Raw genomic sequence first — 18,114 nt, 5'->3', positions numbered from 1 at the left:
ACACGGAGACATCACGTGATCGACTATCAAAGCCTGCGCTTCGACTACACCCGCCACGCCGACCAGGACGCCGCCGCGCCCGCCCGCCACCCCGTGGTGGTCGTGGGCGCCGGCCCGGTGGGCCTCACGCTCGCCATCGACCTCGCCCTGCGGCAGGTGCCCGTGGTGCTGCTCGACAACGACAACAGCCTGTCCAGCGGATCGCGCGCGATCTGCTTCGCCAAGCGCACGCTCGAGGTGTTCGACCGCCTCGGCTGCGGCGACCGCATGGTGGACAAGGGCGTGTCGTGGAACGTCGGCAAGGTGTTCTTCCATGACGAGCAGGTCTACCGCTTCGACCTGCTGCCCGAGCCCGGCCACGAGCGCCCGGCCTTCATCAACCTGCAGCAGTACTACGTCGAGGGCTACCTCGTCGAGCGCGCCGCGGCCTTGCCGCTGATCGACCTGCGCTGGAACAACAAGGTCACCGGCATCGCGCAAGGCGAGGATGGCGCAGTGCTCACGGTCGAAACGCCCGAGGGCGAGTACCGCCTGCAGGCCGGCTACGTGGCCGCCTGCGACGGCTCGCGCTCCAACCTGCGCCAGATGCTGGGGCAGGAAGCCAAGGGCCGCGTGTTTCGCGACCGCTTCCTGATCGCTGACATCACCATGGACGCGCAGCTGCCGACCGAGCGCCGCTTCTGGTTCGACCCCTCGTTCCACCCCGGCCAGAGCGTGCTGCTGCACAAGCAGGCCGACGGCATGTGGCGCGTCGACTTCCAGCTCGGCTGGGACGCCGACCCGGTGGAAGAGCGCAAGCCCGAGCGCATCACGCCGCGCGTGCGCGCGCTGCTGGACAGCATCGGCTTCGAAGGCGTGCAGTTCCAGATCGGCTGGGCCAGCGTCTACACCTTCGCCTGCCAGCGCATGGAGCGCTTCCGCCACGGCCGCGTGCTGTTCGCGGGCGACTCGGCGCACGGCGTGTCGCCCTTCGGCGCGCGCGGTGCCAACTCGGGCGTGCAGGACGCCGACAACCTCGCCTGGAAGCTCGCGGCCGTGCTGGCCGGCGACGCGCCCGACGCGCTGCTCGACAGCTACGCCAGCGAACGCGAGTTCGCGGCCGACGAGAACATCCGCAACTCCACGCGCGCCACCGACTTCATCACGCCCAAGAGCGAGGTGAGCCGGCTGTTCCGCGACGCGGTGCTCGAGCTGACCAAGCGCCACGCCTTCGCGCGCTCGCTGGTCAACAGCGGGCGGCTGTCGGTGGCCACGGTGCTGCGCGACTCGCCGCTCAACACGCCCGACGCCGACACCTTCGCCGGCGCGATGGTGCCCGGCGCCGCCGCGGCCGACGCGCCCGTGCGGCGCGCCGACGGCAGCACCGGCTGGCTGCTGCGCGAATGCCATGTGGCGCGCTTCACCGCGCTGGTGTTCGGCACCGGCGACGCCGCCGAGCGCAGCCTGCAGGCGCTGAAGAGCAGCGACCTCGCGCTGCACGTCGTGCGCGTGGAAGGCACCGGCGCCGACGCCGAACTCGCCACGCAGCGCTACGACGCGCACCCCGGCACCGTCTACCTGTTGCGGCCCGACCAGCACGTGTGCGCGCGCTGGCGGCACCCCACGGCGGCGAAGCTTCGCGCGGCCCTCGACCACGCACTGGCAAAGGCATGACCCCGATGCAACAACAGCTGATCACCACGCCGAACCTCGAAGCGCCCGACGATTTCTACGAAGCGCTCATCGAGGCCCACCAGGGGCTTTCCACCGAAGAAAGCCACGCCTTCAACGCACGGCTCGTGCTCGTGCTGGCCAACCATGTCGGCTCGCTGGCCGTGCTGCGCGAAGCCTTCGACGCGGCGCGCGCCGGCTGAACGGCCGCACGTTCCCACCTCATCGCGACTTTCGAAAGACAAGCCCATGACCCAAGCAACACCCGCCGCCGAACGGCGCTACCAGAGCGGCTTCGGCAACGAATACGCCTCCGAGGCCGTGCCCGGTGCGCTGCCCCAAGGCCGCAACAACCCGCAGCGCGGCCCCTTCGACCTGTACACCGAGCTGCTCTCGGGCACCGCCTTCACGGCGCCGCGCCACGAGAACCGCCGCACCTGGCTGTACCGCCGCCAGCCCTCGGTGGTGTCGGGCCGCTACCAGCCCTACGCACAGGCGCACTGGACCACCGGCGCCGACCGCGAGATCGCGCTGCCGCCCGAGCCGATGCGCTGGGGCCCGCTGCCGCTGGACGGCGCGGCCGACGTCGACTTCATCGACGGCATGCACACGCTGGCCGCCAACGGCGACGCCGAGTCGCAGGTCGGCATCGGCTCGCTGATGTACCTCGCGGGCCGTTCGATGGAACAGCGCGCCTTCGTCAACGCCGACGGCGAGATGCTGGTGATGCCCCAACAAGGCCGCCTCGTCGTCACGACCGAACTCGGCGTGCTCGACGTGAAGCCCGGCGAAATCGTGGTGCTGCCGCGCGGCATGGCCTTCAAGGTCGCACTGCCCGACGGACTCTCGCGCGGCTACGTGTGCGAGAACTACGGCGCTCATTTCCGCCTGCCCGAACTGGGCCCGATCGGCTCGAACGGCCTGGCCAACGCGCGCGACTTCCAGGCGCCCGTGGCGGCCTTCGAGGCGGACGGCGGCGCCTACGAGCTGGTGAAGAAATTCGGCGGCCGCTTCTGGACCGCGCCGACGAAGCAGTCGCCCTTCAACGTGGTCGCCTGGCACGGCAACCTCGCACCGGTGAAGTACGACACGGCCAACTTCATGGTCATCGGCTCGATCAGCTTCGACCATCCCGATCCCTCGATCTTCACCGTGCTGACTTCGCCCAGCGACACGCCCGGCACGGCCAACTGCGACTTCGTGATCTTCCCGCCGCGCTGGATGGTGATGGAAAACACCTTCCGTCCGCCGTGGTTCCACCGCAACCTCATGAGCGAGTTCATGGGCCTGGTGCTGGGCGAGTACGACGCCAAGCCGGGCGGCTTCAAGCCCGGCGGCGCGAGCCTGCACAACTGCATGGTGCCGCACGGGCCCGACGAGGAAGCCTTCGACAAGGCCACCCACGCCGACCTCAAGCCGCACAAGCTGGACAACACGCTGGCCTTCATGTTCGAGAGCCGCTACCGTTTCATCCCGACGAACTTCGCGCTGCAAAGCCCGGCGCTCGACACCGACTACACCGACTGCTGGGCCGGCTTGAAGGACCAGTTCAAGGCATGACGCACGCTCTCACCCTCACCCGCCGCGCCGCGGCCCTCGCGCTGCTGGCCGCGCCCCTGCTGGCGCACGCGGCCGACTTTCCGTCCAAGCCCATCAAGTTCATCGTGCCCTACACGGCCGGCGGCACCACCGACCTGGTGGCTCGCACCGTGGGCCAGAAAGTGTCGGAGAAGCTGGGCCAGCCGGTGCTCATCGACAACCGCGGCGGCGCGGGCGGCAACATCGGCATGGACGCCGTGGCCAAGGCCGCGCCCGACGGCTACACGATCGGCTTCGGCGCCATCTCGACCAACGCGCTGAACCCGCACATCTACAAGTCGATGGCCTTCGACCCGCGCAAGGACTTCACGGCCATCAGCCTGCTGGGCATGTCGACCATCGTGCTCGAAGTGCCGGCAAGTTCGGCCATCAAGACCGTGCCCGAGCTCATCGCCGCCGCGAAGAAGAACCCCGGCCTGCCCTACGCCACCGCAGGCGCCGGCACCTCGATGAACCTGGCCGGCGTGATGTTCGCGCAGATGACCGGCACCGATCTCACGCACGTGGCCTACAAGGGCAGCGGCCCGGCCATCACCGACATGCTGGGCAACACCATCGGCGTGATGTTCGACAACCTGCCGGCGTCGCTGCCGCACATCCAGGCCGGCAAGCTGCGCGCGCTGGCCGTGGCGGGTTCCACGCGCTCGCCCTCGCTGCCTGACGTGCCGACGATGGCCGAAGCGGGCCTCAAGGGCTATGCGCTGGAGCCGTGGTTCGGCGTGTACGGTCCGGCGAAACTGCCGGCACCGATCGTGAAGGCGCTGAACGAAGCGTTCGTCGAAGCGCTGGCGATGCCCGACGTGAAGGCCAAGCTGCAGCAGGCCGGCTTCTCGCCGCGCGGCTCGAGCGCGCAGGAGCTCACCACGCTCACCGACACCGAATACAAGCGCCTGGGCGACGTCGCCAAAAAAGCGGGCATGACCGCAGACTGATCCGATTCAAGAACCGAAAGACCTCCATGACCGCACTCAACGCCACCCACGACCCGAAGCTGCGCAGCTGGGTCGCCGCCGCCAACGTGGCCGGCACCGACTTCCCGATCCAGAACCTGCCCTTCGGCCGCTTCCGCGCCGCCGGCAGCAGCGAGGCCTTCCGCATCGGCGTGGCCATCGGCGACCAGATCCTCGACCTGCGCGCCACCGGCCTCATCGACACCGACGACATGAACGTGCTGATGAACGCCTCGGTGAAAGACCGCCAGGCGCTGCGCGCCGCGATCTCCGCGGGCCTCGCCGAAGGCAGCGGCCAGCAGGCTGCATGGTCGAAGGCGCTGCTCGCGCAGGCCCAGGCCGAGATGACCGTGCCCTGCCGCATCGGCGACTACACCGACTTCTACACGGGCATCCACCACGCCACCACCATCGGCAAGCTGTTCCGTCCCGACCAGCCGCTGATGCCCAACTACAAGTGGGTGCCCATCGGCTACCACGGCCGCGCCTCGTCGATCGGCGTGAGCGGCCAGGTCTTCAAGCGCCCGCAAGGCCAGACCAAGGCACCCGACGCGGTGGCGCCGAGCTTCGGCCCCTCGAAGCGGCTGGACTACGAACTGGAGCTGGGTTTCCTCGTGGGCCGCGGCAACGCGCTGGGCGAGCCCATCGCCATCGGCGACGCCGAAGACCACCTGTTCGGCGTGACCCTGCTCAACGACTGGTCGGCGCGCGACCTGCAGGCCTGGGAATACCAGCCGCTGGGCCCGTTCCTGGCGAAGAACTTCGCCAGCACGCTGTCGCCCTGGATCGTGACGACCGAAGCGCTGGCGCCGTTCCGCGCGAAGTTCGAGCGCCCCGCCGAAGACCCGCAACCGCTGCCCTACCTCGACGCCCCGTCGAACCGCGACAGCGGCGCGCTCGACATCACGCTCGAAGTGCTGCTGCAGACCGCGAAGATGCGCGCCGACGGCGTGGCGCCCGTGCGCCTCACGCTGGGCAACACCACCGAGGCCGCCTACTGGACCGCCGCGCAGCTCATCACGCACCACACGGTGAACGGCTGCAACCTGCAGCCCGGCGACCTGCTGGGCTCGGGCACGCTGTCGGGCCCGCAGCCCGACCAGGCCGGCTCGCTGATGGAACTCACGCTGGGCGGCAAGCAGCCGGTCACGCTGCCGAACGGCGAGAAGCGCACCTTCCTGGAAGACGGCGACACGCTGGTGATGCGCGGCTGGTGCGAGCGCGAAGGCGCGGTGCGCATCGGCCTGGGTGAAGTCGCCGGGACGGTGGTCTGACCCTGGCCTGAGAGACGGTGCGCCCCGCGGGGCGCGCCTGTCAGGGCGTCGGCGCCGCCGACGATGCCGCGCCCGCCGGTGCCGGCACCGCGGCCGCCGCGGGCCAGGCCACCTCGCTGGCCACGCGCGGCTTGCCCATCGGCGCGCCCGCGCGGCCGATGCGCACGGCGGCCATGTCGGCCTCGCTCGGGTACTGGTCCATGAGCCAGTAGTCGAACACGCGGCGCGCCAGCGGCGCCGCGGCGCCCGCGCCCCAGCCGGCGTTCTCGACGATGACGGCGAGCGCGATCTTCGGGTTGTTGGCCGGCGCGTAGGCCATGAACAGCGCGTGGTCGCGCTGGTGTTCTTCGAGCGCGCGCGCGTTGTACTTGGTGTTCTTGGCCTGCGTCACGGCCTGCGCCGTGCCGGTCTTGCCGGCCGCCTGGTAGCCCGCGCCCGCGAACACGCCGCGCGCGGTGCCGCTGGTGACCACGCTGGTCAGGCCCTCGCGGATCACCGCCACGTTGGCCGCCGTGTAGCCCAGGTTCTCGGCCGGCGGCTGCGGCAGCGGCACGACCTGCCCACTGACCGTGTTGCGCATCGCCAGCGCCAGGTGCGGCCGGTGCTTCATGCCGCCGTCGGCCACGATGGCCGTGGCCTGCGCCAGCTGCAGCATGGTGAAGGCGTTGTAGCCCTGCCCGATGCCCAGCGAGATGGTCTCGCCCGCGTACCACTTCTTCTGCTCGGGCCGCTTGTAGGCGTTGCGCTTCCATTCGGTGCTGGGCAGCACGCCGCGCACCTCGCCGCCCAGGTCGATGCCGGTGATCTGGCCGAAGCCCATCGGCTTCATGAAGTCGTGGATCAGGTCCACGCCCATCTCGTTGGCCAGCGAGTAGTAGTAGATGTTGCTCGACACCTGGATCGAGCGGCGCATGTCGACGCCGCCCAGATAGCCCTCGGGGCTGCCGAAGCGGTGGCCGCCGAAGTTGAAGTAGCCGGGGTCGTTCACCACCACGCTCGCGGCGCGCTTGCCGGTCTGCAGCGCCGCCAGCGCCATGAAGGGCTTGTAGGTGGAGCCCGGCGGGTAGGTGCCGCGCAGCGCGCGGTTCAGCAGCGGCTTGTCGATCGATTCGGTGAGCGCCTGCCAGCTCTCGGTGTCGATGCCCTCGACGAACAGGTTGGGGTCGAAGGTGGGCTTGCTCACGAAGGCCAGCACCTCGCCGGTCTTGGGGTCGATGGCAACGAGCGCGCCGCGCCGGTCGCCGTACATGTCTTCCACCAGCTTCTGCAGCTTGATGTCCAGCGACAGCATGACGGTGTTGCCCGGCGTGGCCGGGTGGCTCGCGAGCCGGCGCACGGCGCGCCCGCCGGCCGAGGTTTCCATCTGCTCGACGCCGGTCTGGCCGTGCAGCATCTTCTCGTAGCTCTGCTCGATGCCCAGCTTGCCGATGTAGTCGGTGCCTTTGTAGTTGGCCTGGTCTTCCTCGTCCCAGTCTTCCATCGCGGTCTTTTCGCGCTGGTTGATGCGGCCGATGTAGCCCAGCACGTGCGAGGCCAGCTCGCCCTGCGGGTAGTTGCGGAACAGGCGCGCCTTGATCTCCACGCCCGGGAAGCGGTAGCGCTGCGCCGCGAAGCGCGCCACCTCTTCGTCGCTCAGGCGGGTGCGGATCGGAATGGAGTCGAAGCTGCGCGAGTCTTCGCGCAGGCGCTTGAAGCGGCGGCGGTCGCGCGGCGACACCTCGAGCACGCTGGTCAGGCTGTTGATGGTCTCCTCGACGTCGCCGACCTTGGAGGGCGTGATCTCCAGCGTGTAGGCCGAGTAGTTGGAGGCCAGCACGATGCCGTTGCGATCGAGGATGAGCCCCCGGTTCGGCACCACCGGCACCACGGCCGTGCGGTTGCTCTCGGCCTGCTCGGCCAGGTCGGCATGGCGCACCACCTGCAGGTAGACCAGCCGCGAGCCCAGCAGGCTGAAGGCGAACAGCACCGCCAGGCCGATGACGATCACGCGGCGCTTGAAGCGCGCCAGGTCGGCGGCAACGTTGCGGATTTCGGTCATGGCGTCAGGAAGCTTAGGCGTGCGCAGGTGCGATGGCAAATGCGACGGGCGGCCGCCGCCGGGCCGCCCCAAGGCGGGCCGCGCCTCCCCCTCGGGGGGTGGAGTTACACGCAGCGAAGCGAAGTGAAAAGCCGGGGGGCACCATGACTAGAGGGGGCGGTTCTCGTCGGGTTCGGGCGTGCGGCGCTGGGGCGCCAGCAGCAGCGCGGTGGCCAGCGGCCACAGCGCCGCCTCGAGCGCCGGCGAGACCAGCACGCCCCAGCCCGGGAACACGCCGCCGCCGATCATGCGCGTGATCACCTCGATGAACTGCGACAGCGCAAACAGCGGCAGCACCTGCAGCGCCTGCGAGAGCACCGGGTACCACAGCAGGCGCCGGTGGATCATGATCGCGAAGAAGCCCAGCGTGGTGTAGGACAGCGCATGCTGGCCCAGCATCGACGACTGGTGCACGTCCATGAGCAGGCCGAACATGAAGGCCGCGCCGATGCCCACGCGCGCGGGCTGGTGCACGCCCCAGAACACGATCACCAGCGCCAGCAGGTCGGGCATCCAGGCGGCGCGGCCGATGGGGATCATGTTGACCAGCAGCGCCACGAGCAGGCTGGTCCACATGAAGACGGGGCTGACGGGCAGCAGGAGCTGCTGCTGGCCGGGGCGCTTGATCATCGCGTGGCTCCCGCCGGTTTCTTCTCGTTCTTGCCGGCGCCCGGCTTGCCTTCGGGGCGCTTGCGCTGGGTGGACGCGGCCTCGACGTGCGGCGGCGCCACCGGGGCGCCCGAGGGCTCGAGCACCAGCACGTAGCGCGCCGCGGTCACGCGGGCCAGCGGCACGCAGTAGATGCGCGCAAAGGCCGAATCGGCGCGGCGCTCGATGCGCTCGATCTTCGCCACCGGCAGGCCGGCCGGGTAGATGCCGTCGACGCCGCTGGTAGAGAGCAGGTCGCCTTCCTGCAGGTCGGCATTGGCCGCCATGAAGCGCAGCTCCATGCCGCCGCCGTGCGCCGAGGCGTCGCCGAAGGCCACGCTGCGCACGCCGGTGCGGGTGTTCTGCACGGGAATGGCCAGGTCGCGGTCGATCACCAGCGTGACCTCGCTCGTGAAGGGCAGCACCTGCGTCACCTGGCCCAGCACGCCGCGCGCGTCGATCACCGGCGAGCCGGCGGCCACGCCCTGCGCGAGGCCCTGGTCGATGACGATCTTGCGCGTGTAGGGGTCGGCCGCGTCGTACAGCACCTCGGCCGGGCGGCCCGGCGTGGTGGTGGTCTGGCGCAGCTCGAGCAGCTCGCGCAGGCGGGCGTTGTCTTGCGCGAGCGTGTCGGCGCGGCTGGCGGTCTCGGCCTGCAGCATCAGGGCCTTGCGGGCCTCGTCTTCGTTGCGCTGCGCGGTCTGCAGCTCTTCGAAGTAGCGGCTGCCGCCCATGACCAGCATGACCGGCTTGAGCGCCGCCATCTGCACCGGGTAGAGCACCGCGCCGATGGCCGAGCGGATCGGCTTCACGAGGTGAAAGCGTGCGTCGGCGACCATGAGGAAGAGCGAGAGCGCGCCGAAGAAGATCAGCTTGCTGAGTGCCGATTGCCCCTGGTTGAACAGGGGTGGCGCTGTGCGATCGAGCGTGCCCAGAGGCATGTAGTCAGACCCGGCGGTGGTGCGGCATCAAATAACAAAAAGCCGGCCTGCGCAAGCAGAGGCCGGCCGATGATGGCTTTCGCCTTTTACTCGCTCGTGAAGATGCTGCCCAGACGGTCCATGCGCTCCAGGGCGATGCCGCAGCCGCGCACCACGCAGGTCAGCGGGTCTTCGGCCACGAGCACCGGCAGGCCGGTTTCCTCGGCGAGCAGGCGGTCGAGGTCGCGCAGCAGCGCGCCGCCGCCGGTGAGCATCATGCCGCGCTCGGCGATGTCGGCGCCCAGCTCGGGCGGCGTCTGTTCCAGCGCGTTCTTCACGGCCGAGACGATGTTGTTGAGCGGATCGGTCAGGGCTTCCAGCACTTCGTTGCTGCTGATGGTGAAGCTGCGCGGCACGCCTTCGGAAAGGTTGCGGCCCTTGACTTCCATTTCCTTGACTTCGGAGCCCGGGAAGGCCGAGCCGATGTTCTTCTTGATGACTTCGGCCGTCGGCTCGCCGATCAGCATGCCGTAGTTGCGGCGGATGTAGTTGATGATGGCTTCGTCGAAGCGGTCGCCGCCCACACGGACCGAGCCCTTGTAGACCATGCCGCCCAGCGAGATCACGCCCACTTCGGTGGTGCCGCCGCCGATGTCGACCACCATCGAGCCCGAGGCTTCGCTGACGGGCAGGCCGGCGCCGATGGCCGCGGCCATGGGTTCTTCGATGAGGTAGACGGCGGTGGCGCCGGCGGCTTCGGCCGCGTCCTTGATGGCGCGGCGCTCGACCTGGGTCGAGCCGCAGGGCACGCAGATGATGATGCGCGGGCTCGGCGTGAGCAGCGTGCGCGGGTGCACCATCTTGATGAACTGCTTGATCATCTGCTCGGTGATCACGAAGTCGGCAATGACGCCGTCCTTCATCGGGCGGATGGCTTCGATGTTGCCGGGCACCTTGCCCAGCATGGCCTTGGCTTCGCGGCCGACGGCCTGGATCACCTTCTTGCCATGGGGGCCGCCTTCGTGGCGGATCGCGACCACGGAGGGCTCGTCCAGCACGATGCCCTTGTTGCGGGCGAAGATCAGGGTGTTGGCGGTGCCGAGGTCGATCGCCAGGTCGGTGGAGAAGTACCGACGGAAAGCTCCAAACATGTGCGGAATCCTCTGAGCACGGCCTGCGCATCGGCAGGTCGTCGCTCTATTTTTGGGTCGTTTGACGGGGTGAATTGATCGTTTTTGGCGCAAAAGCCGGCGCGTTCGCGGGGGTTGCGGCAAAGGCGGGATAATAACCGAATCCCCTCTGAATCCCGTGTCGGCACCCTCTTCGGCGTGCGATTGCCTCCGGTTTTTTCGACCCGTCAGCCATCTATGTCTCTTTCCGCTTCCGATATTGCACGCATCGCCTCGCTGGCGCGGCTGCAGCTTGCCCCAGATGAAAGCGAGCGCATGCTCACTCAAATCAACGGCTTCTTCGATCTGGTCGAACGCATGCGCGCGGTCGACACCACGGGCATCGAGCCGCTGGCGCACCCGGTGGCCGCGCTCGAAGACGTGACGCTGCGCCTGCGCGACGACGTCGTGAGCGAGCCGAACAACCGCGAAGCCAACCAGAAGAGCGCCCCGGCCGTCGAAGCCGGCCTGTTCCTCGTGCCCAAGGTGATCGAATAATGAGCGGCGAGCAACTGCACCAGATGGGCGTGGTCGCCCTGGCCAAGGCCTTGGCCGAGCGCAAGGTTTCGGCCGTCGAAGCCTCGCAGGCGTTTCTCGGCCGCATGAAGGCCCACGAGTCGCTCGGCACCTTCGTCGACGTCAACGAAGAAGTCACGCTGGCCCAGGCCCGCGCGGCCGACGCGCTCATCGCCAAGGGCAACGCGCCCGCGCTGGCCGGCGTGCCGATCGCGCACAAGGACATCTTCGTCACCACCGATTTCGCCACCACCGCCGGCTCGAAGATTCTCGCGGGCTACCGCTCGCCCTTCGACGCGACCGTGGTGCGCCGCCTGGCCGAAGCCGGCGCGGTCACGCTGGGCAAGCTCAGCTGCGACGAGTTCGCGATGGGCTCGGCCAACGAGAACGTCGCCGTGCCCGCCGTGGGCCACGACAAAGCTGTACCAGTGCGCAACCCCTGGAACCTCGAACGCATTCCGGGCGGCTCGTCGGGCGCCAGCGCGGCGGCTGTCGCGGCACGCCTCGCGCCTGCCGCCACCGGCACCGACACCGGCGGCTCGATCCGCCAGCCCGCGTCGTTCTGCGGCATCACCGGCATCAAGCCGACCTACGGGCGCGCCTCGCGCTACGGCATGGTGGCCTTCGCCTCCAGCCTCGACCAGGCCGGCCCGATGGCCCGCTCGGCCGAAGACTGCGCGCTGCTGCTGTCGGCCTTCTGCGGCCCCGACCTCGACCGCGATTCGACCTCGCTCGACAAGCCCGCCGAGAACTTCGGCCGCTCGCTGAACGACTCGCTCGAAGGCCTGCGCATCGGCGTGCCGAAGGAGTTCTTCGGCGAAGGCGTGGCGCCGGGCGTGCGTGCTGCAATTGATGCAGCGCTGTTGCAGTATGAAAAACTCGGCGCCAAGCGCGTCGAGGTGTCGCTGCCGCGCACCGAGCTGTCGATTCCCGTGTACTACATCCTGGCCGCGGCCGAAGCCTCGAGCAACCTGAGCCGCTTCGATGGCGTCAAGTTCGGCCACCGCGCCAAGCAGTACAAGGACCTGGCCGAGATGTACGAACGCACGCGCGCCGAAGGCTTCGGCGACGAAGTGAAGCGCCGCATCATGATCGGCACCTACGTGCTCTCGCACGGCTACTACGACGCCTACTACCTGCAAGCGCAGAAGGTGCGCCGCATGATCGCGGACGACTTCCAGCAGGCGCTGACGCAATGCGACGTGATCGCCGGCCCCGCCGCGCCGACCACCGCCTGGAAGATCGGCGAACACGGCGACGACCCCGTGGCCGACTACCTCGCCGACATCTTCACGCTGCCCGCGTCGCTCGCCGGCCTTCCGGGCATGAGCGTGCCCGCGGGCTTCGACGGCGGCATGCCCGTGGGCCTGCAGCTGATCGGCAACTACTTCGGCGAAGCGAAGCTGCTCAATGCAGCGCACCGCTTCCAGCAAGCCACCGACTGGCATACGCGCACGCCGGAGGGCTTCTGACATGAGCGAGACCGTGAACACATTCGAAGCACAACAACAAGGCCGCCCGACCGGCCCGCTGGTGCGCGGCTATGAAGTCATCATCGGCTTCGAGACGCACGCCCAACTCTCGACCGCGAGCAAGATCTTCAGCCGCGCCTCCACGGCCTTCGGCGCCGAGCCCAACACGCAGGCCTGCGCGGTCGACCTGGCACTGCCCGGCACGCTGCCCGTGATGAACAAGGGCGCGGTCGAACGCGCCATCAAGCTGGGCCTGGCGCTGGGCTCGCACATCGCGCCGCGCAGCGTGTTCGCGCGCAAGAACTACTTCTACCCCGACCTGCCCAAGGGCTACCAGATCAGCCAGTTCGAGATCCCGGTGGTGCAAGGCGGTGCGGTGTCGTTCTTCCTCGGCGAAGAAAAGAAGACCGTGCGCCTGGTGCGCGCCCACCTCGAGGAAGACGCGGGCAAGTCGCTGCACGAAGACTTCATCGGCCAGAGCGGCATCGACCTGAACCGCGCCGGCACGCCGCTGCTGGAGATCGTGACCGAGCCCGACATGCGCTCCACCGCCGAGGCCGTGGCCTATGCGAAGGAGCTGCACAAGATCGTCACGTGGATCGGCATCTGCGACGGCAACATGCAGGAAGGGAGCTTTCGCTGCGACGCCAACGTGTCGGTGCGCAAGCCCGGTGAGAAGCTCGGCACGCGCCGCGAGATCAAGAACCTGAACAGCTTCAAGTTCATGCAGCAGGCGATCGACTACGAGATCAACTCGCAGATCGACGAGCTCGAAGAAGGCCGCGCCATCGAGCAGGCCACCGTGCTGTTCGACCCCGCCACCGGCGAGACGCGCACCATGCGCACCAAGGAAGACGCGGCCGACTACCGCTACTTCCCCGACCCCGATCTGCCCCCCCTCGTGGTGGCCGCCGAGTGGATCGAGCGCGTGCGCGCCACCATGTCCGAGCTGCCGCGTGCCACGGCCGAGCGCTATGTGCGTGACCACGGCCTGTCGGAATACGACGCCGCGCAGCTCACGCAGGGCGCGGCGCTGGCCCGCTACTTCGACGACGCGGTGAACGCCGGCGCGGCGCCCAAGCTGGCCAGCAACTGGATCACCGGCGAGATGGCACGCCGCCTGAACGCCGCCGAGATCGGCATCGAGGCCGCGCCCGTGAAGGCCGCGCAGCTCGCGCAGCTGGTGACGCGCATCGCCGACGGCACGCTGCCCAACAACGCCGCGCGCCAGGTGTTCGAGGCGCTGTGGAGCGGCGAAGGCAGCGATGTCGACGCGATCATCGAAGCGAAAGACCTGAAGCCGATGAACGACGCCGGCGCGCTCGACAAGATCCTCGACGAGGTGATTGCCAAGAACGCGAAGAACGTCGAGGAATACCGCGGCGGCAAGGAAAAGGCGCTCAACGGCCTCGTGGGGCAGGTCATGAAGGCCAGCGGGGGCAAGGCCAACCCTGCACAGGTCACCGAGCTGCTGAAAGCCAAGCTGGGCTGATCACGAACGAGCCCCGGGGCCTGGCGCCAGGCCCCGGCGGGTTCGTTCAGCGCGGGTTGCCGCCGTTCTGCGGCGACCAGAGCGTCTTCAGGCGCCCGCGCTCTTCGTCGAAGCGCGCATTCACGCGCTTCTTCTCGTCTTCCTGCTCCGTGATGAAGCGGTTCTGCACGGCCACGCTCTGCGTGTTGTCCTCGATGCGGCGGCGCACGGCGCCGGGCGCCTTGCTCGTGTCCTGCTTGTAGAACTCGAGCTCCTCGTCGATCTTCTTGCGGTCGTCGGCGAGCTCGACGAGGCGCTTCTTCGCGGCCTGGATCACCGCATCGATCTGCGACAGGGCCTCGACGCGCTCGCGGTCGTGCGTGGTGGCGTTGGGGTAGCGCACCAGCAGCGCGCGCTCGCGGCGGCGCTCGTCGATGAGCCGTGCGGCCTGGATGGCGGCTTCGCGCGCGCGGTCCTCGCGCTCCTGCTGCTCGCGCGCCGTGTAGGTCGGCTCCAGCTTGCGGCGCACCGTGCCGCTCGGGCCCAGTTCGCGCTGCTCGCGGTCGCTGCACTCGGCGATCGGCCGGTCGGCCGTGAGCGTGCGCCCGCGCGCGTCGACGCAGGTGTAGATGCCGACGCCGGGCCCGTCCGTCCTGGCGGGCTGGGCCAGCGCCGTTGCGCACGACGACAGGGCCGCCAGGCCCAGCCACAGCGACGCCACGACGGCGGCAGAAGAGGGATCGCGCGCGGGGCGTCGCATCGGCGCTGCGTCTCAGGCGCCGTAGCGCGTGCGGTAGGCCAGCACGCGCTCGCGGTGCGCGCCGAGGGCGGCGGCGGCGTTGCCCGAGAGGTAGCTCAGCAGGTCGTCCAGCGTGGCGATGGGCACCACCGCGAGGCCGAGCTGGTTGCGCACGTACTGCACGGCGCTGTGGTCCACGTCGACGCCGTTCTCGGTGGCTTTTTCCTGCCGGTCCAGGGCGATGGCCACGGCATGCGGCGTGGCGCCCGCGGCCTGGATCGCGGCGATGGATTCGCGCACCGCGGTGCCGGCCGACATCACGTCGTCGACGATCAGCACGCGGCCCTTCAGCGGCGCGCCCACCAGATTGCCGCCTTCGCCGTGCGCCTTGGCTTCCTTGCGGTTGTAGGCGAAGGGGTAGTTGCGGCCACGGCGGGCCAGCTCGGCGGCCACGGTGGCGCCCAGCGGGATGCCCTTGTAGGCGGGGCCGAAGATCATGTCGAACTCGAGGCCGCTTTCGACCAGGCGGTCTGCATAGAATCCGGCGAGCCGCGCGATCTTGGCGCCGTCGTCGAAGAGGCCCGAATTGAAGAAATACGGGCTCATGCGACCGGCCTTGGTCTTGAATTCGCCGAAGCGAAGCACGCCGGCGTCGAGCGCGAACTGGACGAAGTCCTGTGCCACCGCGCTGCTTGTCTGACCGTCTACAGCCATTGGAAATTCCTTGTGTTCAAACTGACCAGTCTCAATCTCAATGGCCTGCGCTCGGCGGCCACCAAGGGCGTCGCCGACTGGGTGGCCGAACTCGCGCCGGATTGTATTTGCATGCAGGAGATCCGCGTCCAGGCCAGCGATGTCGAAGGCCGCTTCGAGCAGATGGCCGGCCTGCAGGGCCACTTCCACTTTGCCGAGAAAAAAGGCTACGCGGGCACCGCCATCTACACGAAGCATGCGCCCAGCGCCGTGGTGGTGGGCTGGGGTGATCCCGAATTCGACGCCGAAGGCCGCTACCTCGAGCTGCGCTTCGACACGCCGAAACGCAAGTTCTCGGTCATCAGCTGCTACTTCCCGAGCGGCAGCTCGGGCGAGGAGCGCCAGGCCGCCAAGTTCCGCTTCCTGAAGGGCTTCTTCCCGCACCTGCTGGCGCTGAAGAAGGAGCGCGAGTTCATCCTGTGCGGCGACATCAACATCGCGCACCAGGAAATCGACCTGAAGAACTGGCGCGGCAACCAGAAGAACAGCGGCTTCCTGCCCGAAGAACGCGCCTGGATGACGCGCCTGCTCGACGCCGGCACCGAAGGCGCCGGCCTGGTGGACGTGTACCGCCGCCTCAAGCCCGACACCACAGGCGACGCCTACACCTGGTGGAGCAACCGCGGCCAGGCCTACGCGAACAACGTGGGATGGCGGCTGGACTACCACCTGGCCACGCCGGCCATGGGCGCGCTGGCGCGCACCGAGGCGATCTACAAGACGGTCAAGTTCAGCGACCACGCGCCGATCACGGTGGAGTACGACTTCACGCTGTAAGTCGCCCGCCCGTCGATGCCCATCCCGACTCCGTCTCCTTCCACGAGCCCCTCCGCGCCACCTGCCGCGACGGCGGTTTATCTGCCGCGCGACGTGGTGAACGCGCCCGAGGTGAAGGCCGCGATCGCCCGCCGCAGCGCCGAGCGCGGCGACGACGCCGACATGGCGGCCTGGCTGCTGAACCACTTCTTCCGCTGGGCCATCGGCAGCTTCGCCAACGTGCTGCCGGTGCAGTCGCCCGCCGACTACCTGGCCGCGGCCGGGCCCGACAAGCCGCTGCCCGAGTGGCTGGCGAAGCAGCTGCAGCCGCGCGCCCCTGCCGCGGTGAACGCGGCGTCCGCGCAGGACAAGGAAAAGTCCAAGGGCAACAAGGGCAACACGGCCGAATCGCCCGCCGCCGAAGCCGCTCCGAAGACTTTCTACTACTTCGACCCCGACCACCTGCTGCTGGTCGACCGCGAACGCATGCTGGTCGAGTTTTTGCGTTCGCGGCGCGGCACGCGGCTCGAACAGAAGCTGCAGCGCATCACCTGCTTCATGGCCATGGCCCTGTGGGAGCAGGAGCACCAGCGCATGCAGGCCAAGCGCAACAAGGGCTGGGTGCCCAGCAGCGGCCTGGCGCTGAAGGAAGTGCTGCGCACGCCCAACGGCGTGATCTTCGAGTTCATCGGCAGCCATGCGGCCTTGCGCGAGGAAATGGCCTACGAGTCGTTCCACATGCAGCACTGCCTGGGCCAGTTCGCCAACATCAAGAAGCTGAACGGCGGCTACGGCGAGCAGTACGCCAGCGCCGCGCAGAGCGGCCGGCTGCGCCTGTTCACGCTGCGCAGCGCGGGCAACCTGCCGCACGTGACCATCAGCCTCGAAGTGCATCCCGACGGGCTGCGCGTCGACCAGATCAAGGGCAAGCAGAACCGCCACCCGATCCGCAAGTACGCGGACGACGTGCTGCAGTTCCTGCGCACGCTGCCGCCGCGCGGCGAGCGCCACAGCGACTGCGAGGGCATGGGCCTGGTGTTCGAGCCCGAGGCCTCGGACGCCGCCCGGGGTGAATGGAAGTTCGTCACCGACGTTCAGAGCCCCGACTTCCTGCTCAGCGTGATGAGCGGCAACTTCCACCTGATCGAGCACTTCGAGCAGCCGCCGCCGCCCGGCTGACGCTGCCCCCGAACCGGTTGCCGCCGTCGCTGCAGGCGGCCCCCACGCAGGCGCCCGCCGCGATGCTGGAGATCGAAGGCATCTCGCTGAGCGCCGCCGTGTGCGCGCCGCCGCTGGGAGCGGCATTGCCATGACACAGGCCATCGTCATCCTGGTGTTCCTGGGCCTGCTGTACCTCGGGGTGCGCATCGCGTGGTTCGTCGTGCGCACGGCATTCCGCATCGTCGTGCACGGCTCGGGCACGGCGATCGGCCACATGGAAAAGGCCAACGCCGACCTCGCGGTGCGCGCCGCGCAGGCCAAGGCCGACGCCGGCAAGGTGAAGCCCAACCGCCGCCGCTGGGCGCTGGCGCTCGGCGACATCCTGCTGCTGCGCAACGGCCTGCGCTGCGACAGCGACACGCTGGCGCTCGAGGTGCCCGCCGAGCAGCGCCAGCGGCTGGCCAGGCAGGTGCTGCGCGAAATGAACATGGCCGCCGACCTGCCCGAGCGCGACATCGCCACGCAGATGCAGGCCGCGCTCGTCGGCTGGGTCGGCGGGCTCGGCCGCACCCACGCCAATTTCTACGAACAGCTCGCGGCCGAAGGCCAGGTGCGCGACGCGCTGGCCTTCGACTGCGCGCGCACCGCCTTCCTGGTGCGCTGCATCGCGCTGCTGGGCTGGGTGCCCGAGTCGCAGGCCTGGCTGGTGCTGTTCCTCAACGCACAGCGCGCGCAGGACAGCTTCGAGAGCTGGGAAGACTTCGGCCATGCCTATGCGCGGGCGCGGCTGCACTGGCTGCGCATCAGCAGCCAGGACGGCCCCGCCTCGTCGCGCGCCACGCTGGAGGTGCAGGAGCACCTGCAGAACACCCAGGGCAACTGGCTCACGCTGCCCTGGAAGCGCTACCGCATCTTCGATCCCCAACCCGTCACTCTCGCCCCCGCCGCGTCGGCCTGAC

At 69.0% G+C, this 18,114-nt stretch carries 17 protein-coding genes; 11 read left to right on the top strand and 6 right to left on the bottom strand.

The window, feature by feature from the left end; translation table 11 throughout:
• Positions 1-15: 15 nt before the first annotated feature.
• The 5 genes from AC1RAA_RS26825 to fahA are packed head-to-tail and all read left to right on the top strand — an operon-like array spanning position 16 to position 5,473.
• Positions 16-1,653: an FAD-dependent oxidoreductase gene (locus AC1RAA_RS26825; RefSeq protein ID WP_492731481.1), complete on the top strand. Its 1,638-nt coding sequence runs from the start codon at positions 16-18 to the stop codon at positions 1,651-1,653.
• 5 nt (positions 1,654-1,658) lie between these two features.
• On the top strand, positions 1,659-1,853 hold the full coding sequence (locus AC1RAA_RS26820; protein ID WP_070063480.1) for a DUF2783 domain-containing protein: 195 nt from the start codon (positions 1,659-1,661) through the stop codon (positions 1,851-1,853).
• A 46-nt stretch (positions 1,854-1,899) separates the two neighbouring features.
• Positions 1,900-3,210, top strand: coding sequence for a homogentisate 1,2-dioxygenase (gene hmgA, locus AC1RAA_RS26815; RefSeq protein ID WP_139703990.1), 1,311 nt, complete (start codon positions 1,900-1,902; stop codon positions 3,208-3,210).
• Positions 3,207-4,181: a Bug family tripartite tricarboxylate transporter substrate binding protein gene (locus tag AC1RAA_RS26810; protein WP_492731478.1), complete on the top strand. Its 975-nt coding sequence runs from the start codon at positions 3,207-3,209 to the stop codon at positions 4,179-4,181. The genes hmgA and AC1RAA_RS26810 overlap by 4 nt, the downstream gene beginning before the upstream one ends.
• A 26-nt stretch (positions 4,182-4,207) precedes the next feature.
• Positions 4,208-5,473, top strand: a complete 1,266-nt coding sequence (fahA, locus tag AC1RAA_RS26805; RefSeq protein WP_307696483.1) for a fumarylacetoacetase — start codon at positions 4,208-4,210, stop codon at positions 5,471-5,473.
• Positions 5,474-5,513: 40 nt separating this feature from the next.
• Here the strand turns inward: fahA and mrdA are convergent, their stop codons facing one another.
• From mrdA to AC1RAA_RS26785, 4 genes are all read right to left on the bottom strand, one after another.
• Positions 5,514-7,511, bottom strand: a complete 1,998-nt coding sequence (gene mrdA, locus AC1RAA_RS26800) for a penicillin-binding protein 2 (protein WP_062472723.1) — start codon at positions 7,509-7,511, stop codon at positions 5,514-5,516.
• Positions 7,512-7,658: 147 nt separating this feature from the next.
• Positions 7,659-8,180 (bottom strand): rod shape-determining protein MreD, encoded by a 522-nt coding sequence (gene mreD, locus AC1RAA_RS26795; RefSeq protein WP_062472721.1) that lies wholly within the window; start codon positions 8,178-8,180, stop codon positions 7,659-7,661.
• Entirely contained in the window at positions 8,177-9,139 is a 963-nt protein-coding gene (gene mreC, locus AC1RAA_RS26790; RefSeq protein ID WP_095743224.1) for a rod shape-determining protein MreC, read from the bottom strand. The genes mreD and mreC overlap by 4 nt, the downstream gene beginning before the upstream one ends.
• Before the next feature lie 86 nt (positions 9,140-9,225).
• A complete protein-coding gene (locus AC1RAA_RS26785; RefSeq protein WP_056583929.1) occupies positions 9,226-10,269 on the bottom strand; it encodes a rod shape-determining protein in 1,044 nt (347 codons plus the stop codon).
• Positions 10,270-10,485: 216 nt separating this feature from the next.
• Between AC1RAA_RS26785 and gatC the strand changes: the two genes are divergently transcribed.
• Genes gatC through gatB form a run of 3 tightly spaced genes read left to right on the top strand, consistent with a single transcriptional unit; the run spans position 10,486 to position 13,767 of the window.
• Positions 10,486-10,785: an Asp-tRNA(Asn)/Glu-tRNA(Gln) amidotransferase subunit GatC gene (gene gatC, locus AC1RAA_RS26780; protein ID WP_489060235.1), complete on the top strand. Its 300-nt coding sequence runs from the start codon at positions 10,486-10,488 to the stop codon at positions 10,783-10,785.
• Entirely contained in the window at positions 10,785-12,275 is a 1,491-nt protein-coding gene (gatA, locus tag AC1RAA_RS26775; protein ID WP_492731477.1) for an Asp-tRNA(Asn)/Glu-tRNA(Gln) amidotransferase subunit GatA, read from the top strand. Before gatC ends, gatA begins: the two co-directional genes overlap by 1 nt.
• Before the next feature lies 1 nt (position 12,276).
• Positions 12,277-13,767 carry an Asp-tRNA(Asn)/Glu-tRNA(Gln) amidotransferase subunit GatB gene (gene gatB / locus AC1RAA_RS26770; RefSeq protein WP_492731475.1) on the top strand — a complete coding sequence of 497 codons (1,491 nt, stop codon included), beginning with the start codon at positions 12,277-12,279 and terminating at the stop codon, positions 13,765-13,767.
• Positions 13,768-13,813: 46 nt separating this feature from the next.
• Here gatB and AC1RAA_RS26765 read toward each other — a convergent pair whose 3' ends face one another.
• Both AC1RAA_RS26765 and pyrE read right to left on the bottom strand, forming a co-directional pair.
• Positions 13,814-14,506: a DUF4124 domain-containing protein gene (locus AC1RAA_RS26765; RefSeq protein ID WP_492731474.1), complete on the bottom strand. Its 693-nt coding sequence runs from the start codon at positions 14,504-14,506 to the stop codon at positions 13,814-13,816.
• Positions 14,507-14,518: 12 nt separating this feature from the next.
• Positions 14,519-15,199 (bottom strand): orotate phosphoribosyltransferase, encoded by a 681-nt coding sequence (pyrE, locus tag AC1RAA_RS26760; RefSeq protein WP_492731472.1) that lies wholly within the window; start codon positions 15,197-15,199, stop codon positions 14,519-14,521.
• 12 nt (positions 15,200-15,211) lie between these two features.
• Between pyrE and AC1RAA_RS26755 the strand changes: the two genes are divergently transcribed.
• From AC1RAA_RS26755 to AC1RAA_RS26745, 3 genes are all read left to right on the top strand, one after another.
• Complete coding sequence (locus tag AC1RAA_RS26755; protein ID WP_062472711.1) at positions 15,212-16,015, top strand: exodeoxyribonuclease III; 804 nt, start codon at positions 15,212-15,214, stop codon at positions 16,013-16,015.
• Between the two features lie 15 nt (positions 16,016-16,030).
• Complete coding sequence (locus AC1RAA_RS26750; protein WP_492731471.1) at positions 16,031-17,173, top strand: hypothetical protein; 1,143 nt, start codon at positions 16,031-16,033, stop codon at positions 17,171-17,173.
• Between the two features lie 130 nt (positions 17,174-17,303).
• Positions 17,304-18,113, top strand: a complete 810-nt coding sequence (locus AC1RAA_RS26745) for a DUF1266 domain-containing protein (RefSeq protein ID WP_492731469.1) — start codon at positions 17,304-17,306, stop codon at positions 18,111-18,113.
• Position 18,114 lies beyond the last annotated feature (1 nt).

The organism is Variovorax sp. GW823-FHT04F07 (assembly GCF_058795995.1).
This window is presented reverse-complemented; position numbering and strand designations above follow the sequence as displayed.